Origin of the sequence: Rathayibacter sp. AY1E8 (assembly GCF_002931415.1) — a bacterium.
Classification (GTDB): Bacteria; Actinomycetota; Actinomycetes; order Actinomycetales; family Microbacteriaceae; genus Rathayibacter.
Genome location: NZ_PSVI01000030.1, coordinates 1 through 22,964 on the forward strand (window position 1 = coordinate 1; position 22,964 = coordinate 22,964).

Genomic DNA, 22,964 nt, shown 5'->3' on the forward strand with positions numbered 1-22,964 from the left:
GACCGCGAGGTCGGGGCGCCCGCCCGTCACGGCCGTCACCGTCGCGGCGGACGCGCCCAGCAGGCGCACCCGTCCGGCGCCGTGCGCGCGCACCCGCGCAGCCGCCCGCTTCCGACCCGCCGCGTCAGCCGTCCCAGCCGCCGGGGAGGTCGCGGACCACCCGCCAGCGCGGGTCGAGCTGCGTCGCCGCCCCTCCGTTCCACGCACGGCTGTGGAACCACGGCGCGATCACGTCGGCTCCGCCGTGCACGTGGTCGCCGAGATGCGCGCCCCAGTACGAGAAGGTCGAGTTCGTCAGCACGAGGCGGCGGGACGCGGCCAGCAGGGCGAGCTGCTGCGGCACCGGCGTCCCCGCCCCCGGGAAGCGCACCTCGAGGCCCTCGAGGACGCGGGCCAGCTTCACCCTGCACCAGTCGAGGTCGTCCGACACGATCAGGACGCTGCGCACGGGCTCCCGCTCGCGGGCCAGGGCGAGCGCCGCGTCGACGTACTCGACCACGTCGAAGGAGTAGCGGCCGCGGAAGGCCGGGACGCTGTAGTAGTCGCCGCGCCGGATGTTCACGGTGAGGTCCGCCTCCGGTCGCGCCGCCGCCACCAGAGCACTGAAGGGGCCGCCTGGCGGGAGCAGCATCGTCGCGACGAAGTCCGCCAGCTCGTCCGTCGTGAACTCCACGCCGAGCTCCTGGTGGACGCTCCCGAGCTCGCGGGGGCTGAAGAACGACATCTCCACCGGGGGCACCACGAGCTCCTCGAGGACCCGCGGGAAGACCTCAGCCCACTCCGCGGTCCGCCGCGTCGCGCGCACCGCGGTCGGCACCCCGCGGCTCCGACGGGCGTGGGCCTGCAGCCAGAAGTAGGCGAGGTTCCCGATCCCGAACGACTCGCCGGGCAGCAGCACCGTCGTGCCCTTTCGGCGGAGGGGCGCCAGCAGTGCCGAGCGGACGTCGCCGAGCGTCACCACCGCGGGCCTCCCCCGCTCACGAGAGCTCTCCGAGCGCCACGAGCTGGGCGAAGCCGGGGTGCGCGGCCCGCACCTCCTCGAAGGTGCCGGCCCCCTCGATCCGGCCGCCGTCGAGGAAGAGCAGCCGGTCGGCGCCGCGCACGGTCGAGAGCCGGTGGGCGACCACGAGGACGGTCATGCTGCCGTGCAGCTCGGCGACGGCCCGCGAGATCTCGTGCTCCGTGCGGTTGTCGAGCGCCGAGGTCGCCTCGTCGAGGACGAGGACCGAGGGGCGCCGGTACAGCGCCCGGGCGAGGCCGAGCCGCTGGCGCTGGCCGCCGGAGAGGCGGACGCCGCGCTCGCCCACGCGGGTGTCCAGACCCTGCGGCAGCCCGCCGACGAACTCCTCGAGCTGCGCCGTCCGCAGCACCTCGCGCACGCGCTCGTGGTCGACCTCGGCCGCCGGCACCCCGAAGGCGACGTTCGCGGCGACGGTCGCGTCCAGGAGGAACACGTCCTGCGGCACCACGCCGAGCCCCGCGTACCAGGCCGCCGGGTCCTCGTCGATCGGCCGCCCGCCGCAGAGGATCCGACCGCTCGTGGGCGGGAGCAGGCCGAGGACCAGGTCGAGGAGGGTGCTCTTGCCGGCGCCGCTGGATCCGACGAAGGCGGTCGTGGCGTTCCGCTGGATCACCAGCGAGACGTCCCGCACCACGTCCACGTCGGAGTCGGCGTAGCGGTACGTGACGTGCTCGAGCGCGATGTCGCCGGAGTAGCGGCCGCCCGGCCCGGGCGTCTCGTCGTGCGCCCCCTCGGAGGCGAGCTCCTCGGCCGCCTCGGAGACGATCCGCAGCCCCGCCTGCCCGCTGCGCACGATCGCGAACGTGGCCGAGACGCGGTTGAGCGTCGGCAGGGCGCGGAGGGAGGCGGCCGCGAAGACGCCCAGGACGGAGAGCGCCTCGGCGCCGGAGCCGGTGGCGACGAGGATCCCCGAGACGCCCACGACGGCGACGACGAAGCCGATCTCGAGCAGGTACTTCGGCAGCTCCGAGACGAGCGAGAGGGAGCGCAGAGCCTGGGCGCTGCGGCGCTTGGCCCCGCTGAAGCCGGCGACCAGGCTCGCCGCGCTCGACGTGAGGCGCGCCTCGCGGAACCCGTCGAGCGAGGGGAGCAGGAACTGCCACGACTCCAGCGCCGCCTCCGCCATCTCCTCGCCGATCCGGCCCTGCCGCCGCCGCAGGAGGGCCTGGACGCCGCCGAGCAGCACCGCGAAGAAGACGGCCGCGAACAGGGTCGCGACCGGCGAGGCGACCAGCAGGATCGCCACGATCGCGACGAGCACCAGCAGGTCGGAGGCGATGCCGATCACGCCGAGCAGCACGCCGGCCGCCTGCGCGCTGGCGTCGTTGATGGTCCGGTACACCTCGGCGAGGCGCCGGGAGCGGTGGACGGCGTAGGGCGCGAGGACGTACCGCCGCAGCAGCTCCGTCGCAGCGTCGGCCGAGATCCGCGTGGTGCGGCCGAGCAGCCACCACCGGAAGACGATCGTCCCGGCGCTCTTGAGCACGAAGACGACCGCGACGAAGCCGGCGATGATCGGGAGGAGGGTCTGGACGTCCGTCGAGCCGAGGACGCCGGAGAGGACGCCGAGCGCGCCCGTGGTGGTGTCGGTCCCGGTGAGCAGCGCCATGAGCGGCACCATCGCGGCGACGCCCAGGGTGTCGAGGACCGCGAGCGCGAGGGAGCCCGCGACGGCGGCGGTGATCCACCCCGGAGAGGCGGCGCCGGCCAGCGAGAGGAGGGTGCGCAGCCCCGGTCGCAGGGACCCGCCGCTCACGCCGCCACCCCCTCGTACACGGCGGCGATCCCGCCGCACATGGCGGAGACGTCCCGCATGGCACGAGGAGCCGCGGCCCTCGACGCCTGCCGCTCCAGCGCCGCGGCCACCGCCTCCGGGTCGTCGGCGTCGACCAGCGAGTCCCGCTCGACGATCTCGGGGTTCCCGCCCACCGCGGAGGCGACCACGCCGATCCCGCGGGCGGCCGCATCGAGCAGCGTGTAGGAGCAGTTCTCCCAGACCGAGAGCTGGGCGACGACGTCCGCCGCGGCGAGCGCCGCCTCCGGATCGGCGAAGCCGGGGAAGGACACCGCGTCGCCGAGGCCGAGCCGCTCGGCCCGGGCGCGCAGGGCGCCGTCGAGCGGTCCCTCGCCGGCGACGGTCAGCGTGGCGCCGGGGACGCGCCGGCGCAGCACCGCGAAGGCTTCGAGCAGCGCGTCCAGGCGCTTCTCCGGCGCCAGGCGCGCGAGCGAGAGGACCCGGAGGGAGCCCGGCTCCCCCGGCTCGCGGTCGCGGGGCGCGGCGTCGACTCCGTTGAGCACGACCTGCACCGGCAGGCTCGGCCGCCACTTCTCGATCATGGTGCGGCGGGTGGCCTCCGAGACGGCGATCGCGCCGTCGAAGGACCGCAGCCGCGCGTGGTGCGCCGCCGCGGTCGTCCGCGCCCGCAGGGCGGTGCGGTGGTAGACGTCGGGCCCGGCGATGCCGTGCTCCGTCGTGACGCGGCGGACCCCGCGGGGCAGCGGGGTCGCCGCGGTCACGAGGTCGGCGTGGGCGAGGTGGGAGTGGACGATCGCCGGGCGGAGAGCCGCCGCGGTCGCGCGCAGGGTCGCCACGGAGGCGGCGGAACCGGCGGACACTCCGAAGCGCCCGGTCGTCACGGCCGAGCCCTGCTCCCGCAGCCGCTCGGCGAGCGCTCCCTCCGGGCAGAGCACGACGAGCCGATGGCCGGGGATCCCGTGCCGGGCGGCGTCGAGGACGTGGCGGGCCACCCCGCCGAACTCGCCGACCGGCACCGCCCAGAGCGCGAGCGGGGTCACAGCCACTCCTCCAGCCGCTCGAGCGCGGTCCAGAAGCCCTCGCCGCTGTTGACGTGCCCCTGCCAGATCTCGGGGATGAACGGCACCCCGGGCGCCAGCTCGTCGAGCGACGCCGCGAAGTCCGGCCAGTCGATCTCGCCCTCGCCGATCTGCACCCCCTCGCCGTCGACACCCGTCGCATCGACGAGGTGCAGGTGCGCGCTGAGCGGAGCGAGCAGCGCCACCGCCTCCGAGAAGGCGAGCCCGAGGTGGTTCGCCGCGAGCTTGGTGTGCGAGGCGTCGAGGCAGAGCGGCGTGCCGGTCGCGGCCGCGAACTCGGCGGTGTCGCGCGGGTCCACGAAGAGGTTGTGGAACTGCTGCCCGCCCATGAGCCACGGGTAGGGCGGGAGGGTCTGCGCCAGCACGCGGACGCCGCTCGCGTCGATCCGCTCGAGGGCGTCGGCGACGCGCTCGTAGAGGGGAGCGCGCTGATCCGGAGCCACGTGCGCGTGCCGGGTGAAGCCGCCCATCGTGACGACCATCATCGGGTCCTCCTCCTGGCGGAACCAGCGCGCGAGGCTCCGGGTGGTCTCGACGGTGCGCTGCACCTCCGCGATCGAGCGCTCCCACACGTCGTCGTCGAAGGAGGCGAGGTCGACGAGGAAGTCGCCCGCGAACAGGTCCGGCAGGTGGGTGGTGAAGCCGGAGTCGAGGCGGCGGGTGAACACGTCGTCCGGCTCGATCTCCAGGTCGCGGTACGAGAAGTGGAACTCGAGGAAGTCGGCGTTCGACTCCGCGGCGAGCGCCGCGTGGTCGTGGTACCGCACCGGCAGGCCCCAGGGGCGGCGGAACCGGAACGGCCGGCCGGACGGCGTGCTCTCGCGCAGGTCGCCGGCGAAGAAGAACCCGCCCTCCTCGACGTCGCGGTGGAGGGCGCGGCCGAGCAGCTGCGGCAGCTCGTTGGGCTGGAGGCCCCGGCCGGGGCTGCGGACGACGACGTCGGCGGCGCGCACCACGTCCCCGATCGAGAGGTCGCGGGAGGCGACCAGCGACTTCGCGAGCGAGACGCGGTTCATCGACTCCCCCGTCGAGACCGATCGGGCGTCGCGCGTGCCGAGCGAGTCCTCGATGTCGCGGATCTCGCCGACCATGCGGCGGAACTCGTCCGGGAGCAGGGACACCGTGTGGTCGTTGCCCTCCATCCCCCGGTCGACCGTGAAGTGCTTCTCGACGATGCGGGCCCCGCGGGCGACCGCGGCGACCGGGACGTGCCAGCCCCGCTCGTGGCCGGAGTAGCCGACGACGCCGCCGCCGATCTCGGCGAGCCGGTCGAGGTAGGCGAGGTTGAGGTCGCGGTAGGGCGCCGGGTACGTCGACTGGGTGTGCAGCAGGGCGAAGGAGGTGCCGAGCGAGCGCAGCAGCGCGACCGACTCGAGGATCTCGGACTCGCGGGACATCCCGGTGCTGAGCAGCAGGGGCAGTCCCCGGGTGCCGGCGTCCTCGATCAGGCCGTGGTTGGTCAGGTCCGCCGAGGCGATCTTGAGGGCCGGGATCCCGTAGTCGACGAGCGCCTGCACGCTCGGGGCGTCCCACGGGGTGCAGAGGACGTCGATCCCGGCCTCGGCCGCGTGGTCGAAGACCCGGAGGAGCGGCTCGGCGGGCAGCGAGAAGCGGCGCAGGAGGTCGATCGTGTACTGGGCGCCGAGGTCCTCCCCCGCGGTGGCCCCGCCGGCGCGCCGGTAGAGGGAGTCGAGGTCGCGGAGCTGGAACTTCACCGCGTCGGCGCCCGCCTCGACCGCGAGGTCGACCAGCCGCCGCGCCAGATCGACCGAGCCGTTGTGGTTGTTGCCGATCTCCGCGATCAGGAAGGCCGGGTGGCCGTCGCCCACCTCGTGGCGGCCGATCCGCAGCGCCCGGTCGCCCTCGACCGCGATCGCGACGAGGTGCCCGCGGTCGTCGACGAGCGGGAGGTGGCTGATCCCGTCGCGGCCGAGCCGGGCGGCGATCGCGGTGGCCGGCTCGTCCGCTCCCGCCGTGCGGACGGCGGTGTTCGCGACGGCGAGGGCCGGGACGTCGAGGGAGGCCGTCGGGTTCGCGATGATCCAGCGGCGGAAGTCGCCGTCGGACACCGACCCGCGGAGGATCCCGTGCCCGTCGACGCAGAAGACGATCCGCTGCTTGTTCGCGTTGATCTTGGCCAGCGCGGTGAGCACCGGGTCCTCGGCGAAGACGATGAACGGGGCGAGGTGCCGGTCGATGATCATGCGCCGCCTCCCGCCGCGAGGCCGAGGAGGGTCTGCTCGACCACCGCGAGGTCCGCCTCGGTGTCGATGTCCCCGCCCTCCGCCTCGTCCATGACGAACAGGCCGAACCGGCCGCCGATCCGGTTGCGCTCGCGCTCGTAGACCTCGGTGCGGGTGAGGTAGAGGGACCCGGTCTCCCGGTAGAAGAAGTCGGCCTCGGCGAGGTCCTGGCGCCGCGGGCGGGCCGTGACGTCGTACTGCGGCACGGAGGCGCCCTCCTGCAGGCGCCAGAGGAACGGCGTCTGCGGGACGACGCCCACCAGCGAGTCGACCCCCGACGAGGCGAACTGCTCGAGCGCGCGGGCGAGGGTGCCCGGGAGGCGGATCGGCGAGGTCGCCTGGAGCAGCATCACCGCGTCCGGGCGGCGGCCCAGCGCGGCCCGGTGCTCTATCGCGTGGAGCACGACGGGCTCGGTCGCCGTCTCGTCGCGCGCCAGTTCGGCGGGCCGGAGGAACGGCACGTCCGCTCCCGCCCCCTCCGCGATCGCGGCCAGCTCGGGGTCGTCGGTCGACACGAGCACGTCGAGTCCGGCGGCGAGCGCCTGCTCGATGCTCCAGACCACCAGCGGGCGGCCCGCGACGGGGCGGGCGTTCTTGCGCGGGACGCCCTTCGAGCCCCCGCGGACGGGGATGACGCAGAGAACGGTCACGGGGTGCCTCCTTCGGCGATGGCGAGTGCCCGGCGGGCGACGGCGACGGCCGGCTCGACGGCCGGGACGGGCGGAGCCGCGGTCGGCGTCTGCCCGCCCCAGCGCGCGAGCCGGTACCGGCTCCAGAACTCGAGCACCCAGGCGGGCGGGTCCTCGCAGACGACCCACGCGGGGATCCCGGCGGCCGCGGCCTCGAGGACCCCGGTCGAGAAGATCGAGGCGACCGGCCGGGCCTGCGCGGCGAGGTCGCCGCCGCGGAGCACCCGGATGCCGCGGCGCTCCCACCGCGCGTGCTGCCAGCGCGAGCGGCGGTCGACCTCGGCGGGGTGGGGGCGGTAGTCGGCGCCCGCCTCGCGGCAGAAGCGGGAGGCGGTGGCCGCCGCCGTCCGCCGGGGCAGCTCCGCGCCGTGCAGCTGGCCGAGGAACAGGGGCCGCTCCTCGAGCCGCTCGGGGCGCGGGCGGCGCGACGCGGTCCAGAGCAGCTGGCTGCCGACGACCTCGGTCTCCACGTCGCTGCGGCCGGAGGTCCAGAAGGCCGCGTCCTCCTCCGAGAACGCCAGCAGCGTCGCTCCGGGCGGGAGCGGCGGGGCGGAGGGGGTGAGCAGGCCGTGCTGCACGACCAGGAAGCGGGCGCCGAGGATCGCGGACCAGCGGTGGGCGGCCGCTCCCGCCGCGAGGAAGTGGCCGGTGGCGATCACGGCGCGGAGGCTCCGCAGCTCGGCGGGCGGGTCCGCCTCCGAGTCGACCGGGTGCGCCCTCCAGCGGCCCGGCAGCAGCCCGGACAGCGCGTCGCCGGCTCCGGAGGGAGCGAGGACCGCCGCGGGAGCCCCGCCGAGAGGAGCGAGCGAGGCCGCGGTCGAGGCGAGGGCGCTCGCCGTCGACGCCTCCACCGCGAGCAGGACGGCGGGCCGGTCGCCGCGCACGTGCAGCACCAGGCGGGTCGGCTCGGAGCGCCGCAGCGCCGCCCGGGCGGTGCGCAGCGGGTCGCGGCCGCGCTGCCAGCGGCGCCAGGCCTCCAGGTCGGTCGGGTGCGTCAGCGCCACAGTGCCCTCACCTCCCGCATCCGGTGCACGAAGGTGTGCTCGGCGCCGGTGCGTCGCGCGCCCGCCTCGCGGATGCGCCGCGCCCAGGAGGGGTCCGCGCCCGCCCGCCGCACGTGCTCGACGAGCTGGTCCCGCTCCTCGAAGACGAGCACCTCGCTGCCCACCTCGTAGAACTCCGCCACCTCGGGGCGGTCGATCAGGGTCAGCGCCCCGACGCCCGGCGCCTCGAAGGCGCGCATCGAGAGCCCGCCGTGGCCCGCGCCGTGCAGCGCCAGGGTCGCGGTCGAGCCGGCCATCACTCCGTAGTAGCCCGCCCGCGGGACGTCGCGGCGGGCGGGGACGCCGGCCGAGCGCCAGCGGCCGGTGCGCGCCACGTCCCAGGGGTGCCGCGACCACTGCCGCCCGTACGCCTCGACCGCGACCCCGCCGGCCGCGAGCTCCCGCAGCACGCGCTCGCGCTCGGGGTAGCGGGCGCCGACGAAGGTCACCGCGGCGGAGGGGCGGGGGCGGAAGGAGAGGAGGGAGTCGAAGGCGTCGGGCAGGTGCCCGGCCGGAACCCCCGCGCGGGCGAGCTCGGCGACGTCGGCGGCGGAGTAGCTGACGATCGACACCGCCTCCCCGGCGAGGGAGCGCAGGCGGTCCACGGGGTGCCCCATGTTGCGGAGCTCGTCGTAGAGCCAGAGCACCACGGGGACGCCGGCGCGGCCGACCTCCTCCCACCAGGCGTCGCCGAGGGAGTCGCCCTTCACCACGAGGACGGCCCGGGGCCGGACGGCGCGCAGCGCCGCGATCGCACGGTCGGTCTCGGCGCGCATCGACGAGCGCCGGAGCCGGCCCCCGGGGAGCCGGTGGCCGAGGGCGTCGCGCACGTGGCCCAGCCCGGTCGCGGCGTCGTAGCGGTGGACGACCACGTCGTCGCCCAGGTGGGCCAGCGCCGACTCGAGCGCCTCCCAGTAGCCGTGGAAGACCGGGCTCACCACGAGCACGGGCCCGCTCACCGGGACGCCGCCTCGGCGGCGGCGACGAGCCGGAGCTCGCGCCGGAGGACGGCCAGCGGGCGCACGTCGCTGCCGGCGGCGGCGCGCACCGCGTTGGCGGCGAGGTTCACGGCGGAGGCGGCGCGCAGGGCCGCGGCGAGGGCGGCGGGGCGTCCGCCCCACTTGCGGGCGTAGCGCAGGCGCGAGGCGACCAGCCAGACCAGCCGGCGCGCGGGGTCGGAGGAGCCGCCTCCCGTGTGCTCGGCGACGACGGAGCCGGCGAAGACCGAGGGCACGCCGCGCTCGCGCAGCCGGCGCTGGAGGTCGACCTCCTCGCAGTTCATGTGGAAGGACTCGTCGAACCCGCCGACCGAGCGGAACTCGGCCACCGGCAGCAGCATCACGGCGCCCACCACCCAGTCCACCGGCACCGTCGCGCCCGGGGCGCACCGGGTGTCGTGGCCGACGGCGGCGTGCAGCCGCGGGCGCCAGCGCGCGAGCGGAGTGAGCCACTCCACGACGTAGTGGCGCAGCCGCGGGAAGCGCCGGCCGACCCACTGCCGCTCCCCGCCCGCGTCGACGAGGTCCGGAGCGACGACCGCGGGCAGCCACGGCCGTCCCGCCTCGAGCAGGTCGCGGAGGAAGGAGGGTCCGACGACGAGGTCGCTGTTGAGCACCAGGAGCAGCGGGTGGCGCGCCCGGGCGGCGCCCGTGTTCACCGCGGCGCCGAAGCCGCCGTTCCGCTCGCGCCGCACGACCTCCACTCCGTCGATCCCGGCCGGGAACGGGACCGGGGAGGCGTCGTCGACGACGACGATCTCGAGGGCGGAGGGCGACTCCTGGCTGCGGAGCCGCTCGACGAGGGCGAGCGCGGGCGCGGGGTCGCCGTAGTGCGGGATCACGACGCTCACCCCCTCGGCGGTCACCTCGCGACCGTCTCGGCGGCGCGGTCCCGGCGGAGCGAGCGGCGGGTGCTCCGGACGGTGGCGGCCGGGGGCTCCGCGCCGACGGGCAGAGCGCCGAGAGCGGGGAGGATCACCCGGAGCAGGGCGTCGATGTCCTCGACGGCCGCCGCGGCGACGTCCGGTCCGCGCCCGAACGGGTCGGCGAAGTCGTCCTCGGCGCCGTAGGAGGCGGTGTCGTCGGCGAGCAGCCGCAGGAGCGGGACGCCGGGGGCGGCTCCCGCCAGCCGCGCCGCCCGGCGGACCGTGGTCGTGCGGCGCGCGGCGGCCGGGAAGTGGCGGGTGACCCACTCCCGCTGGCCCGCCTCGAACACGAGCACGGGGTCGGTGCCGGCGAGCATCCGGCCGTCGGCCTGGCGCGCGCGGTGCCCGGCCGTGGAGAGCCCGCGGGCCCGCAGCGCATCGCTGAGCTCGGGGTCGAGCCCGCGGCCGGCCTCCGCGTGCGTTCCCGCGCTCTCGACCCGCCAGTCGGAGCCGGCGCCGAGCAGGCGCGCCGCGATCAGCTCGGCCGAGGGCGACCGGGCCACGTTCGCATGGCAGAGCAGGAGCAGGCGCCCGCTCATCGAGCCGCCCGGCGGGACGTCTGCGGAGGCAGGGCCCGCGACTCCACCGGGGCGAGCTCGGACCGGCGCGGTGCCGCCGCCGCGCGCTTGCGCCCCGTCGCCGGCTGCGGCTCGGCGTAGTACGCGTTCTTGCGGTCGTAGTAGTAGTACCCGGTGTCGCCGTCACGGGCGGTGACCATGTTGAGCACGGTGCCGAGCACGCGGGCGCGGACCTGCTGGACGATCCGCCGGGCGGCGACGACCTCGGGCCGGCGCGTCTGGTTCGAGGCGACGACGAAGACGACGCCGTCGACGACGGTCGCGACGATGGAGGCGTCGGTGACGGGCAGCACGGGCGGCGCGTCGATGATGACGAAGTAGTCCTTCGAGAGGCGCGCGACCAGGGCGCGCATCGCCTCGGAGCCGAGCATCTCGGACGGGTTGGGCGGGATGTGCCCGGCCGGGAGGGCGTAGAGGCCCGCGGTACCGGTGGGGCGGATCGCGTCGTCCACAGGGATCTGGTGGCTGAGGACCTCGCTGAGGCCGATGGCGCCGTCGATGTCCAGCATCCGCGCCACGGAGGGCCGGCGGAGGTCCGCGTCGACCAGGAGGGTGCGCTGCCCGGACTCCGCGGTGACGCGGGCCAGTCCGGCGGCGATCGTGGACTTGCCCTCGGCCTGGTTGGCGCTGGTGATCACGACGCTGCGCGTCTCCTCGTCGACGCTGGAGAAGCGCAGGCCCGTCCGGAGCGAGCGGAACGCCTCCGCGGTGAGCGCGTCGGTGCCGCGGCGGCCGCCGGTCCGGCCCGGGCGTCCGGCCTTGGGGATGCGGCCGAGGACGCCGACGCCGAAGAGCTCGGTGAGGTCGTCGACGGTCCGCACGCGGATGTCGAGGGCCCGCCGGAGGAAGGCGAGACCGAAGCCGAGCACGAGCCCGCCCAGGGCGCCGAGCAGGATGTTCCGCACCCAGTCGGGGCTCGTCGGAGCGGCGGGCGGCTCCGCGTTCTCGAGCGGGACGACGGTGATCTGCGGTGTGCGGTCCGCGGTGGACTGCGTCTCGATGTCGGTGATGACGGCCGCCAGCGCCGCGAGCGCCCCGTTGGCCAGGGCTGCGGCGTTCTGCGCGGTCCCGGCCTCGGCGGTGACCTCGATCAGGGTGCTGCCCGGAGCGACCCTCGCGGTGAGGCGGCCGCTCAGGGCCTCTCCGCCGGGGTTCGCCTCCGGGTCGGCCTCGATCCGCTCGGAGACGGCGCTGCTCGAGATCAGCGGCAGGTAGGCGTTGGCCCGGGTCACTGCGGTCTGCGACCCGCTGATCGCATCGGCCGAGCTGCCGTCGCTCGCGGCGATCACGAATCCTGCCGAGCTCGACTCGTAGACCTTCGGAGTGAGGAACGAGAAGGCGGCCATCGCCAGGGCTCCGACGAGCACGGCGACCGCGAGGGTCCGCCAGTTCCGCCGGATGAATGCGATGAGATCGACGACAGTCACTGCGCACCTTTCTGCGTGCCGCGCATGCGCCGCACGACGATGCTGAGGTGTCGGTCACGCTAGCAATGGGGAGCGCCTTTCCCTAGGCGGTCCCCGACCCCTCGGGAGGCCCTTTCTGCGAGGATGACGACATGTCCGTGCCAGGGGGAGAGATCGTCGTCGAGAGGCGTTCCCCGCTCGTTCACGCGGCCTTTCCGATAGCACATTCCGCTCGGATACTCGATGCCGTCCTGATGGGCCTCCTGGTCTACCGGCTCCCCACTCCCTTCCTCCCGGGGAGCGTCCCGCTGGCCCAGACGGCGCTGGCCGCCCTGGTCCTCGTCAGCCTCTTCCGGCGGCCCACCCGCCGTCTCGGACGGGCCGCCTGGTACCCATGGCTGTGCCTCGCCCTGCTCGCCTTCGTCCTCGCCGGCTCGTCCTTCGACGGCCTCGACGCCCTGCGCCGGGCGGCGAACATCGCGCTCGTCATGCTCGCCGCGGGCTTCCTCGCGAGCGGGCGGATCGACGTGGTCTCGGGGCTCAAAGGACTCGCCGCGGCGCTGTCGCTGAACGCCGTGCTGTTCGTCGCGGGACTCGCCCCGGACAGCTACCAGGGCGCCCTGACCGGCTACCTGCAGGACAAGAACGTGGCCGGTCTCGTCTACGGAGCGGCGGCGCTGCTGGTCTCGGCGCTCAGCTCGCGGCTGTGGCTGCGGATCGGCGTGCTCGCGCTCGGAGCCGCTGCGGTCGTCGCCACCGACTCCCGCACGTCGATGGCGGCCTACGCCTGCGCGCTCGTGTGGCTCGTCGCGGCGCCGTACCTGCGCCTGCTCTTCCGCGCGCTCCTCGGCGGCGGCCTCGTCCTGCTGTTCCTCTGGGCCGAGCGGAACCTGGCGACGGCGGGCGACTACGGGGTGGAGCGGGCCGGCTCCGACGCCCTGCGCGCCCGCATCCTCGACGCCTCGGTCGACAAGGTGGCGCTCTCGCCGTGGACCGGCTCCGGACTCGGCGAGGCGACCGCGCGGGTCGACGGGATCGACTGGTTCTTCCACAACTCCTACCTGGCGCTGATGGCCGAGGGCGGCGTCGTGCTGCTCGTCGGCGTCGTCGGCACCGTGCTCGTGGCCGGCTTCGCGACGACGGCCGCCGGGGCCGGGAGCCGCCCGGGGCACGCGGTCGGCGCGGCGAGCATCCTGGTGCTGCTGTGCGCGACGCAGCTGGGCGAGGTGTTCTTCGCCCCGATCTCGTTCGTCGTGATCGGCGCGGGTCTCGCTCTGCTCGCGGAGCGGTCCGCTCGCGCCCGCGCTCTGCCGCCGGAGTAGCGCCTCCCACGTCCGCCCGATCCGGCGCGGATCCACGGGTCCGGGGCGCGGAGGTCCCGGTCGGCGGGCCCTTCCCGGCGCGACGGAGGTCGCCTGGTGGGGCCCCGGCCGACCGCCGCTCAGACGCGGCCGCGCTCGCGGACCGCGTCGCGGAGGACCGCGCGGACGCCCGCCCACATGTGCCGCGCGTTCAGCTCGGCCAGCACCCGCTCCCGGCCCGCGCGGGCGACCTCGGCCCGCTTCCCGTCGTCGCTCAGCACCGCCTCCAGCACCGCCGCGATCCCCGCCGGATCGTGCAGGGGCAGCGAGAAGGACGTCTCGCCGTCGCGGACGTAGCCGGTCATCGCGGCGCTCGCGGTGACCGCCGTGCAGGTCCCGCAGCCGGAGGCCTCCAGGAGGACGCTCTGGCCCGTCGGGTAGGCGAGGTCGTGGCTGGTGACGACGACGAGCTCGGCGTCGCGCAGGTTGTCGCGGTGCCGACCGACCGGGACGGGATCGTGCAGGACGACGTTGGCCGGCAGCGCCCGGGACGGCCGCCGTGCAGGAGTGGTCACGATGTCGAACCGCCGGTGCGGCAGGCGCTCGGCGGCGGCGACCAGCGAGTCGAAGTCGCGCCCGCGGTCGACCCCGACGGCGAGCACCTCGAACCGCTTCGGACGCGGAGGAACGGGCCGGTAGTAGTCGGAGTCGACCCCGAAGAGGACCGGTGCGATCCGCCGCTCGTCGACGCCGTGGCGGGCGAAGACCTCGCGCTGGTTCTCGCTGAGCACGACGAGCCGGTCCACGCCCTGGAGCGGCCGGACCACCTGTCGGCGCCGCTCCGGCGAGCCGGTGAGCAGCTCCTCCGCCCACCAGCAGGAGAGGACCACGAGCGGCGTGCGGCCGTACGGCCCGAGCCGCGCGCGCCGGAGCAGGGCGGGGAGGCCCGCCTCCGGCTCGAGCACGCAGAGCACCGCGTCGGCCGAGCGGACCGCCCGGAGTGCGCGCAGCTGCGTGTCCACGTTCAGCCCCGTGCGGTGCTCCACGACGTCGCGCAGCTTCACGTGCGCGGGCCGAGACGCGTGACCGGGGACGAGGAGCCGCGTCGAGTCGTCCCGGAGGAGGTCGGCCCGGTACGGCAGCCTCCCGCGGGCGAAGGGCTCGCCCGGAGCCAGGCGCAGGGTCGGGTGCTTGAGGAACAGTCCGAGCACTCTCAGGACTTCCGGTTCGGGGGTCATCGTCGTCCTTCTCTGAGTAGATGAGGAGATGCTCCCGGCGGCATACTCCGGAAAGCGGATCGATCCCGTGGCGGGAGGATCAGGAATCACCGGAGAGGGCCATTCGCGCCAGAAGTCCGTCGATAGCCGACTTCCCGGAGGACGGGGAGTAGGAATCGTTCCAGCGGGCACGATCACTCTCCCGCGACTCCGATAGTCCTCTCTTCTTCCGGGCTCTGATCAGCTCGGCCAGAGCCCGCGGATCCCCGGCTCGGAACGTGGCGTCGATCGACGGGCCGACGACCTCGGGGAGCGCACCGGCATCGCTCACCACCACGGGGACGCCGGCCGACATCGCCTCCGTCACGACCAGGCCGAACGACTCCGGCTGCACCGACGGCACCACCAGGAGGTCGATCCGCGAGAAGAGGTCGCCGGGCTCGATCCACCCCGGCCGGTCCACCAGAGCGGCGACCGGGGCGAGGGCCGCCTCCACCTCGCGACGCTCCCGCTCCGCCACGAACCGGGGCTCGCCCGCCAGCACCAGGCGATACGCGCCCGGTTCCCCGGCCTCCAGCAGCGCCAGCGCCTCGGTGAGGACCCGCACCCCCTTCGCGAGCGAGGGACGCCCGAGGAAGCCGAGGACGGTCGTCCCGTCCTCCCGCGGCCACGCCTCCGGCAGGTCGACGCGGCGGCTCCAGTTCGGCAGCACGGTCGACCCGGGGACGACCCCCGCCAGGTAGCGGGAGGGGACGAGGGTCGCCAGGGCGCCGCGGCGGGCGACGGGCGCGAGCAGCCGCTGCAGGCCGGACGGGCGCTGGTGCAGGTGCACGATCCGCCGCGGACGCCCTGCCGTCGCCACGGCCGGCACCAGACCGTTGCACCACAGCACGCCCTCGCGGGAGGAGGCGTCCCAGCGCCGCAGCGCGCGCATCCAGGCGGGTCTGCCCGTGGCCTCGAGCTCGACGACCCGGTGGCCGGCGGCGAGGGCGGCGGCGACGAGCGCACGCGGCTCCGAGGGGCCGACGACCACGACCGGGACCTCGAGCGCCTCGAGCGCCTCCGCGATGCTCAGCAGCATCACCTCGCCGCCGCCGATGTCGCCGTTGTTGGTCGCGAGCGCCACCGGAGGCCGCCCGGCGCCGCCCGCTCCCCCGTGGATCATCCGCCGCCCCGCCCGCCTCCGTGCGGCGCCCCCGCGGCCCGCGGGCCCATCCTCACCGAGACGAGCGCTCCGCTCCACCGCCCCCGGCCGGGCTCCGCGGGCCGCAGGAGCGCTGGAATACTGACCGGATGGAGGTCGTGGGCGTTCTCTGGGCCGACGAGGCCGTGCCGCTGGTGTCGGCGTTCGTCCACCGGCGGGCCGACGCGGCGGGCCTGCGCGCACTCGTGCTCAAGGGACCGACCGCCGCCGCCGACCGGCTCCGGCCGCCCCGCGCCTCCGGCGACGTCGACCTGCTGGTCGCCCCCGACGACCTGCCCCGGATCCTGGCCCTCCTGGCCGCCGACGGCTGGACCGAGCGGCCCTGGCCGGACGGACCGACGCTCGCGGCCAAGCACTCGCGCTCCTACCGGCACGCCGCGTGGCCGGTCGACATCGACGTGCACTGGCGCTGGCCGGGCTTCCTCGTGCCGCCGCGCGACGCCTTCGAGGCGCTGTGGAGCCGGCACCGGATCGTGGAGCTGGCCGGCCGTCCGGTCGCGACCGCCAGCGTCGCCGACTCGGCGCTCGTGCTGGCGCTGCACGCGCTCCGCGACGCCTGGCAGATCACCGACCCGCGCCTCACGCGGCCCTCCGACTACGACCTGCTCGTCGAGGCGGTGGGCGCCCGCGCGGAGCTGCACGCTCCGCTCCGGGCGGCGGCGGAGGAGCTCGGCGCCGTCCAGACCGCGCAGCCCTTCCTCGACGCGCTCGGCATCCGCGCGCGCGCCGGGGAGGTGCCCGTGGCCGAGCTGCGGGCGTGGCGGATCAACGCGAGCTCGCCCCACGCCTCCGCGGGGTGGGTGCAGGCCGTGCGCGCGGCCGGCTGGCGGCAGCGGCCGCTGCTCCTCGCCCGCGCCGTCTTCCCCGCTCCCCACGCCCTGCGTGCCGCCGACCCCGCCATCGGCCCGCGCCGGATCGACGTAGCGGCCGGCTGGTGGCGGCGGCTGCGCCGCGGCGCCCGCACGGCTCCGCTCGCGTGGGACCACCTCCGACGGACGGACAGGACCTGACATGACCCGCCGGCTGATCCGCGCCCCCTTCGGGCTCGGCGTGCGCTTCACCTTCGACGACACCGTCCCCGACCGCTTCGTGGCGGAGGTGGAGGAGTCGTGGAACGACGTGGACGACGACGCCGATCGCCCGGGCTCCGAGTACCGGGTGTCGCTGACCGAGCCGGTCGGGGAGCCCGGAGTGATCGCGCAGCCGACCGAGGACGCCCTCGCCGAGCACATCGGCGCCGCGCTCACCCTCGCGGCGGCCGACGCCTGCGAGGGCCGGCTGCTCAGCGTGCACGCCGCCGCGGTCGCCCTGCCCGACGGCCGCGTCGTCGCGTTCGTCGGGCGGCCCGGTGCCGGGAAGTCGACCCTCGTGAGCCTCGCCGCTCGGCGGTACGGGTACGTGACCGACGAGACGCTCGCCGTCCGCCGCGACGGGCGGGTGCTGCCGTTCCGGAAGCCCGTCGCCCTCCTCGACGGCGGCGACTGGAAGCGGCACCGCTCCCCCGCCGCGATGGGCCTGCAGCCGCTGCCGGACGCTCCGCTGCGCCTGGCCGCCCTGCTCCTGATCGCCCGCGACCCGTCCGGCCCGGCGGAGCCCCGGCTCGAGCCGATCGCCTTCGACGAGGCGCTCTCGGTGCTGCTGCCCGAGCTGAGCCACTTCGCACGGCTGCCCGCGGCGCTGCACCACCTCGCCGGGCTGCTCGATTCCGTCGGCGGGGCGCGGGTGCTCCGCTACCGCGAGGCGGAGACCGTGCTGCCGCTCCTGGAGCGGATCGGGGAGCCGTCGCCGGTCGTCGCCGACGCGCCGGAGGCCGATGCGGCGGCGCCCGGCCCGGGCCTGCTCGCGCGCGCCGCCGGCGTCGAGTGGGTCGAGCGCGACGGAGTGGTCAGCTGCCTCCTCGACGAGCGGGTCGAGACGCTGACCGGGATCGGCCCGGTGCTGTGGCGTGCTCTCGGGACGCCCGCGACGGTCGACGCGCTGACCGGGGCCGTCGTCGCCGAGCACGGCGCCCCGCCCGCGGGCGACCCCCGGGCGCACGTCGAGGCCGTGCTCGACGCGATGGTCGAGCACGGCCTCGTGGTCCGCGGCGCCTGACGGCGCCGAGCGCGCGGCTAGCCCGTGCGGACGTTCGGCCCGACGGAGCCGCGGGCGATGAACAGGTCGAGCAGGTTCACGAGCCCCACCGCGCGGATGTAGAGCGCCGCGACGTCGTAGCGGCCGACGGGGAGCGCCTCGAGGGCGGCGGGCCCGGTCGGGTTGGTGGAGCGGTTCTGCGCGTTGACGTCGATCTGGATGACATCCTGCAGCGCGGAGAAGACCGGAGTGATGACCTCGTTCTGCAGCGTCGCGAGCAGCGGCGTCAGGGCCGTGAGAGCGAGGTTCACCACGGTTTGAACAGCCCCCCCGAGACCACTTGAGACCAGCGGCGTACCGTTGATGAGGATGAGATTCTCGAGACGCGTCCTCAGCGAAGCGAGAAGAGCACTCGTGAAGGACGACGCCGCCGTCCCTGGAACCCGGAGGCTGTTGTCGACGAAGAGGGTCGAGTTCGGCGGAAGGCCGTTGACGTAGGGCGAGGTCGCGCCCTGGCCCGGTGCTCCGCCGAGCAGCGAGAAGAGATCGACCGTGATGGTCGCGGGGTTCGTCGACAGCTGCGCCTGGATCGGCTGCGTGCCGCCGGGGATGCTGCCGCCGAGGACCGACGTGGTGTCGACCGTGACCGTCAGCCCGAGGCCCGAGAGGTTCACCACGGCACCGAGCAGCGTGTTGATCGCCGTCGTGATCGCGGTCAGCGTCGGCGAGGTCAGCACCAGGTCCAGGCGGCCGACCTGGTAGTCGCGCTGCAGGTTGTCCGACCCGGGCACGCAGGCCGACTGGAGGGACGCGCGACCGGTCAGGGCGCCGATCCGCAGGGTCAGGTCCGTCACGTTGGTGAGCAGAGCGGCCACTCCCGCGCCGCCGGACGCCGCGAGGATCGCCCGGAGGTTCACCGTCCCGAAGTCGGGGAAGCTCCCCGCCGTCGAGTCGAGCGCCAGCTGGCCCGCGTCCGTGATCGCGCCGGAGGCGCCGCGGACGGTGCCGTTCGTGTTCGCCGACGCGTACTGGTTGAGGGTGCCGACGGTGGCGGGAGCCGCCAGCGTGAGGAGGGAGGAGAGCGTGCCGGTCAGCCCGGTCGCGTTCACGTTGATCGCGTTCAGCACCGTGGCGTTGACGCCGCCGGTCACGACGGCCGGATTGCCCTGGTCGGGAGCGATCGCCGTCACGCCCGCGACACCGGCGACGGTGTCGAGGTTCACGCCGCCGAGGAAGCCGCTGAGGAGGCGTCCGCGGGCGACCGCCTGGAAGACCGTCCCCACCGGGAAGCAGCTGATCGAGACAGCGGAGGCGGACTGCGCCAGCATCACCGCGGGCACCGACCAGACCGCTCCGGCCACGACCGTCCGCCGTGCGAAGACGCCCGCGGAATTCGCGCTCTTCTTCTCGCTCTTATCGCTGATATCGCTGGATGCGAGCGGATTAGACTCCGACATTGGCGGCCCTCCGGTGCTGTCGCTCGACGTACACCCCTTGGCGCGTCGGCGGCAAACATAGCGAGAGAGGCGTCGCGATAAGAGGCGCTGGCGGATTTCTACTCGCACTGGCGGTGATCAGCGGAGAGGACGCGGAGAAGATGGCAGAGGACCCCCGGCTCCTTCTCTGGCGGCGCCGCCCGGACACGGCCTCCGTCGATCTGAACGGGCGCGTCCTGGTGCTCCCGCTGGACGTCTCCCCGATGGGCAGCCCCTACGCGCTGCGCGAGAGCGTGGCCGCGACCTGGCGGGCGCTCGACGACGAGCCGCAGGACTTCTCCGGCCTGGCCGACCGGCTCGCCCGCCTCCACTCCACCGATCCCGGCGCCATCGCCGACGACCTGGCGCGCGTGCTGAGCGGGCTGGAGGAGCTGCTCCTGGTCGAGAGCAGCCCGCGCGGCGAGGAGTCCCGATGAGCGTCGCGAGCGTCGTCGTCCCCAGCTACGCGGGGGCGGCCCGCCTGCCCCGCCTCCTCGCCGCCCTCGCGGCTCAGACCCACCGCGATCTCGACGTGGTCGTGGTCCTCGACGGCGTCGTCGACGCCAGCGAGCGCGCCCTCGACGCCTCCCCCGTGCCCGTGCGCCGCGTCGTGCTCCCCGAGAACCGGGGGCGCTCCGCCGCGCTCACCGCCGGCTTCGACGCCGCGCGGGGCGACGTGCTGATCCGCTGCGACGACGACCTCGAGCCCGGCCCGGGCTGGGCCGCCGCGCACGTCGGGGCCCATCGGGACGCGGTCGTCGGCGTCGTCGGCCTCTGCCCCGACGTCGACCCGGGCACCGCCTACTCCCGCGCCTACGGCCGGCCGGCCGGCGAGCGCTTCCGCCGCGGCGCCTACGCGGCGGGTTCCGACGCAGCCTGGCGCTACTGGGGCGGCAACGTCTCGGTGACGCGGACGACCTACGACCGGGTCGGCGGCTACAGCACCGACTACCGCGAGTACGGCTGGGAGGACGTCGACTGGGGCTACCGGCTGCACCGCCTTGGAGTGCCGGTGCGGATCGAGCCCGGCGCCGAGGCCCTGCACCACGGCGCCTCCGTCTCGGCGGCGGTCCGCAGCCGCCGCGCGTTCCTCTCGGGGGCGGCCCGCCGCACCTTCGAGCGGCTGCACCCCGAGCAGGTGCGGGAGGCGGTGCCCGCAGCCGGCGCGTGGGACGCGGTAGTGCGCCTCCTGGCCCGCGGCGGGAGCGAGCGGCGGACAGCACTGGTCGCGGGATTCGCGGACGCCGCGCTCGGAGTGGTGCCCCGCCCGGTCGGCGAGAAGCTGGTCGCGCTCGCCGTCGAGTCCGCTGCGATCGCGGGCTACGACCGCGGCAGAGGGCGTCCCGCGCACGGGTGACGGCGGCGCGGATCGACGGATCCGCGGGCCCGGCAGCGGCGCCGACGCCGTGCGGGAGCCGATCTAGGCTCCCCCGCATGCGAGTCCTTCTGGTGGGCGGAGCGGGCTACATCGGGAGCCACACCGCCGTCGCGCTCCTCGAGAGCGGCCACGAGGTGCTGGTCGTGGACGACCTCTCGCACGCGAGCGAGCGGACCCTCGACGCGGTGGAGGAGCTGACCGGCTCGGTGGTCCCCCGCCTGATCGCCGACGCGCGCGACACGGCCGCGCTGACCCGCTTCCTCGCCGCCCACGGACCGGTCGACGCCCTGGTCCTGCTCGCCGGGCTCAAGTCGGTCGGCGACTCGGTGCGGCGGCCCCTCGAGTACTGGACGGTCAACGTCGGGCTCGCCACCGCGGCGTTCTCGGTCGCAGCGGAGGCGGGGATCCGCACCGTCGTGTTCTCGAGCTCGGCGGCCGTCTACAGCCCGGGCGGCGCGATGCCGGTCGGGGAGGACTCCCCCGCCGGGCTCAGCGCGGCGAGCCCCTACGGCGCGACCAAGCGCGTCATCGAGGAGATCCTCGGCGACGCTGCGCGCGCCGATCCCCTCCTGCGCGCGGTCAGCCTCCGCTACTTCAACCCCATCGGCGCGCACCCGTCGGGGCGGATCGGCGAGGATCCGGCCACGGCGCCGGGGAGCCTCCTGCCCGTGCTGACACGGGCCGCAGGCGACCCCTCCCGGTGCGTCGACGTCCTCGGCGACGACTACCCGACCCCCGACGGCACGGGGCTGCGCGACTACATCCACGTCTGCGACCTCGCGGCCGGGCACGTCGCGGCGCTCGAGCGCGCGCGGCCCGGGCACCGCGTCTACAACCTCGGCACGGGCTCACCGACGAGCGTCCTCGAGCTGATCGACGAGGTCGAGCGGGCGAGCGGGGAGACGGTCCGGTGGCGGGCCGTGGGGCGCCGGCCGGGCGACCTCGCCGCGAGCTGGGCCGACCCGGCGCGCGCCGAGCGGGAGCTGGGCTGGCGGGCGGTGCGCACCGTGCGCGAGGGCGTCCGCGACCAGTGGCGGTGGCAGACCCTGCAGCGCATCGGCGTCTCCTGATCCTTCCGGCACGGCGTCACTGAAAGAGTGACTTCTTCCTCTCCGCGACTCTCCTCCATCGTTGTGATCTCCGAGGGAATAGCGCCTCCGCGACGCACTCCAGACGATCCTCGCCATTCCGCTCGCGGCTTATCCGGATTATCGGACTCTCCTTTCCCCGTCGTTCTGCGACGACTCGTACTCGCCTTTCGATTCCTTCTCCACGAGCCGGTTAGCTTCTACTGCACTGCTGATCGGTCACCGACGACGGATAAGCATTCGGAGCCGCTCCCGTCTCCGGATGGCCGCCCGATCCTCACCGCACGCCCGGGGGAAGGGGCCCATCATCACTGCCGTCATCGACGCGACCACCCGTTCCCGATCCGTCCCCCCGGTCGGTCCCGGCCTGATCGTGCACGAGTGGGTCGAGCGCCGCGGAGGCGCCGAGCGCGTGCTCGAGGCGATGACCGAGGCCTTCGCCGACGCCGACGTCCGCGTCCTCTGGAGCGACTGCGCCGAGGTCGTCGGCAGGCCCGTCTCGGAGTCCTGGCTGGCGCGCACGCCGCTGCGCCGCCACAAGGTCCTCGCCCTGCCGGCGATGCTGCCCACGTGGCGGCTCCCGGTCGGCGCCTCCCGCGAGTGGGTGCTGGTCAGCTCGCACCTCTTCGCCCACCACGTCCGCACCAGCGGACCGACCCGCAAGCTCGTCTACGCGCACACCCCGGCCCGCTACATCTGGGAGCCCGACCGCGACGGCCGCGGCAGCAGCCTCGCCGCCCGCACCGCGAGCCTGCTCCTCAAGCCGATCGACCGCCTCCGCGCCGCCGAGGCCTCCTCCATCGCGGTGAACAGCCTCTTCACCGGGCAGCGGGTGCGCGACGCGTGGCACCAGCCGTCGAGGGTCATCTACCCGCCGGTGAACACCGAGCTGCTCTCGACGATCACCGACTGGCGCTCCCCGCTCGACGACGACGAGCTGCGCCTCCTCGACTCGCTCGCGCGGCCGTTCATCCTGGGCGCCTCGCGGTTCGTCCCCTACAAGCGCCTCGAGAAGGTCATGGACGCCGGAGCTCGCACCGGGCTGCCGGTCGTCATCGCCGGGCACGGCCCCTGGGAGGCGCGGCTCCGCGCCTACGCCGAGGAGATCCGGGCCGACGTGACCTTCGTCATCTCGCCCTCCGACCAGCTGATCCGCGCGCTCTACGCGCAGGCGCTCGTGTACGTCTTCCCCGCCGTCGAGGACTTCGGGATCATGCCCGTCGAGGCGATGGCCTGCGGGACGCCGGTCATCGGGACCGACATCGGCGGAGTGCGCGAGAGCGTGTCCCTCGCCGGCGGGGGCGTCATCGCCGACCTCGAGGGCGATCCGGACTGGAGCGACCTGCTGCGCCGTGCGCTCGCGCTCGACGTCGACGCCTTCCGGGCCCGGAGCCGGGTCTTCTCGCGCCGGCGCTTCATCGCCGAGATCCAGGACTGGGTCGCCGAGCAGACCGCCTGACGACGGCGCTCCCCGCCGCGGGAGGCCGTC

Annotated in this window: 20 protein-coding genes; 7 read left to right on the forward strand and 13 right to left on the reverse strand. The window is 75.2% G+C overall.

What is annotated here, in order from left to right; genetic code table 11:
- Positions 1-124: 124 nt before the first annotated feature.
- From C5C74_RS10290 to C5C74_RS10335, 10 genes are read right to left on the reverse strand one after another with little or no spacing between them, the layout of a single operon-like run.
- On the reverse strand, positions 125-961 hold the full coding sequence (locus C5C74_RS10290; protein ID WP_104351474.1) for an alpha-1,2-fucosyltransferase: 837 nt from the start codon (positions 959-961) through the stop codon (positions 125-127).
- A gap of 16 nt (positions 962-977) precedes the next feature.
- Positions 978-2,777 carry an ABC transporter ATP-binding protein gene (locus C5C74_RS10295; RefSeq protein ID WP_104224510.1) on the reverse strand — a complete coding sequence of 600 codons (1,800 nt, stop codon included), beginning with the start codon at positions 2,775-2,777 and terminating at the stop codon, positions 978-980.
- On the reverse strand, positions 2,774-3,817 hold the full coding sequence (locus tag C5C74_RS10300; protein ID WP_104351475.1) for a glycosyltransferase family 4 protein: 1,044 nt from the start codon (positions 3,815-3,817) through the stop codon (positions 2,774-2,776). Before C5C74_RS10300 ends, C5C74_RS10295 begins: the two co-directional genes overlap by 4 nt.
- The gene (locus C5C74_RS10305) at positions 3,814-6,060 is read right to left on the reverse strand and encodes an N-acetylneuraminate synthase family protein (protein ID WP_104351476.1); all 2,247 of its coding nucleotides are present in this window, start codon (positions 6,058-6,060) and stop codon (positions 3,814-3,816) included. The genes C5C74_RS10300 and C5C74_RS10305 overlap by 4 nt, the downstream gene beginning before the upstream one ends.
- On the reverse strand, positions 6,057-6,749 hold the full coding sequence (locus C5C74_RS10310) for a cytidylyltransferase domain-containing protein (RefSeq protein WP_104351477.1): 693 nt from the start codon (positions 6,747-6,749) through the stop codon (positions 6,057-6,059). Before C5C74_RS10310 ends, C5C74_RS10305 begins: the two co-directional genes overlap by 4 nt.
- The gene (locus C5C74_RS10315) at positions 6,746-7,792 is read right to left on the reverse strand and encodes a hypothetical protein (RefSeq protein ID WP_104351478.1); all 1,047 of its coding nucleotides are present in this window, start codon (positions 7,790-7,792) and stop codon (positions 6,746-6,748) included. Before C5C74_RS10315 ends, C5C74_RS10310 begins: the two co-directional genes overlap by 4 nt.
- A complete protein-coding gene (locus tag C5C74_RS10320) occupies positions 7,783-8,790 on the reverse strand; it encodes a glycosyltransferase (protein WP_104351479.1) in 1,008 nt (335 codons plus the stop codon). The genes C5C74_RS10315 and C5C74_RS10320 overlap by 10 nt, the downstream gene beginning before the upstream one ends.
- Positions 8,787-9,695: a glycosyltransferase family 2 protein gene (locus C5C74_RS10325; RefSeq protein ID WP_104351480.1), complete on the reverse strand. Its 909-nt coding sequence runs from the start codon at positions 9,693-9,695 to the stop codon at positions 8,787-8,789. The genes C5C74_RS10320 and C5C74_RS10325 overlap by 4 nt, the downstream gene beginning before the upstream one ends.
- A complete protein-coding gene (locus C5C74_RS10330; protein WP_104351481.1) occupies positions 9,692-10,294 on the reverse strand; it encodes a hypothetical protein in 603 nt (200 codons plus the stop codon). The genes C5C74_RS10325 and C5C74_RS10330 overlap by 4 nt, the downstream gene beginning before the upstream one ends.
- Positions 10,291-11,760: a polysaccharide biosynthesis tyrosine autokinase gene (locus C5C74_RS10335; RefSeq protein WP_104351482.1), complete on the reverse strand. Its 1,470-nt coding sequence runs from the start codon at positions 11,758-11,760 to the stop codon at positions 10,291-10,293. The genes C5C74_RS10330 and C5C74_RS10335 overlap by 4 nt, the downstream gene beginning before the upstream one ends.
- A 233-nt stretch (positions 11,761-11,993) precedes the next feature.
- Between C5C74_RS10335 and C5C74_RS10340 the strand changes: the two genes are divergently transcribed.
- On the forward strand, positions 11,994-13,061 hold the full coding sequence (locus C5C74_RS10340; protein ID WP_104273576.1) for an O-antigen ligase family protein: 1,068 nt from the start codon (positions 11,994-11,996) through the stop codon (positions 13,059-13,061).
- Between the two features lie 119 nt (positions 13,062-13,180).
- Here C5C74_RS10340 and C5C74_RS10345 read toward each other — a convergent pair whose 3' ends face one another.
- Positions 13,181-14,278, reverse strand: a complete 1,098-nt coding sequence (locus C5C74_RS10345) for a glycosyltransferase family 4 protein (protein WP_104351483.1) — start codon at positions 14,276-14,278, stop codon at positions 13,181-13,183.
- A gap of 79 nt (positions 14,279-14,357) precedes the next feature.
- Positions 14,358-15,422: a glycosyltransferase family 4 protein gene (locus C5C74_RS10350; protein ID WP_104351484.1), complete on the reverse strand. Its 1,065-nt coding sequence runs from the start codon at positions 15,420-15,422 to the stop codon at positions 14,358-14,360.
- A 128-nt stretch (positions 15,423-15,550) separates the two neighbouring features.
- Between C5C74_RS10350 and C5C74_RS10355 the strand changes: the two genes are divergently transcribed.
- Positions 15,551-16,471 (forward strand): nucleotidyltransferase family protein, encoded by a 921-nt coding sequence (locus C5C74_RS10355; RefSeq protein ID WP_104227207.1) that lies wholly within the window; start codon positions 15,551-15,553, stop codon positions 16,469-16,471.
- Position 16,472: 1 nt separating this feature from the next.
- Positions 16,473-17,555, forward strand: coding sequence for a PqqD family protein (locus C5C74_RS10360; RefSeq protein ID WP_104227208.1), 1,083 nt, complete (start codon positions 16,473-16,475; stop codon positions 17,553-17,555).
- 17 nt (positions 17,556-17,572) lie between these two features.
- Here C5C74_RS10360 and C5C74_RS10365 read toward each other — a convergent pair whose 3' ends face one another.
- On the reverse strand, positions 17,573-18,991 hold the full coding sequence (locus C5C74_RS10365) for a choice-of-anchor G family protein (RefSeq protein ID WP_146079005.1): 1,419 nt from the start codon (positions 18,989-18,991) through the stop codon (positions 17,573-17,575).
- A 140-nt stretch (positions 18,992-19,131) separates the two neighbouring features.
- On the opposite strand from C5C74_RS10365, the gene C5C74_RS10370 reads away from it, so the two are divergent.
- From C5C74_RS10370 to C5C74_RS10385, 4 genes are all read left to right on the forward strand, one after another.
- Entirely contained in the window at positions 19,132-19,446 is a 315-nt protein-coding gene (locus tag C5C74_RS10370) for a hypothetical protein (RefSeq protein ID WP_146079006.1), read from the forward strand.
- On the forward strand, positions 19,443-20,366 hold the full coding sequence (locus C5C74_RS10375; RefSeq protein WP_104227211.1) for a glycosyltransferase family 2 protein: 924 nt from the start codon (positions 19,443-19,445) through the stop codon (positions 20,364-20,366). The genes C5C74_RS10370 and C5C74_RS10375 overlap by 4 nt, the downstream gene beginning before the upstream one ends.
- A gap of 77 nt (positions 20,367-20,443) precedes the next feature.
- Positions 20,444-21,457 carry a UDP-glucose 4-epimerase GalE gene (gene galE, locus C5C74_RS10380; protein WP_104349058.1) on the forward strand — a complete coding sequence of 338 codons (1,014 nt, stop codon included), beginning with the start codon at positions 20,444-20,446 and terminating at the stop codon, positions 21,455-21,457.
- A gap of 280 nt (positions 21,458-21,737) precedes the next feature.
- The gene (locus tag C5C74_RS10385) at positions 21,738-22,934 is read left to right on the forward strand and encodes a glycosyltransferase (RefSeq protein ID WP_104227213.1); all 1,197 of its coding nucleotides are present in this window, start codon (positions 21,738-21,740) and stop codon (positions 22,932-22,934) included.
- Positions 22,935-22,964: the final 30 nt, after the last annotated feature.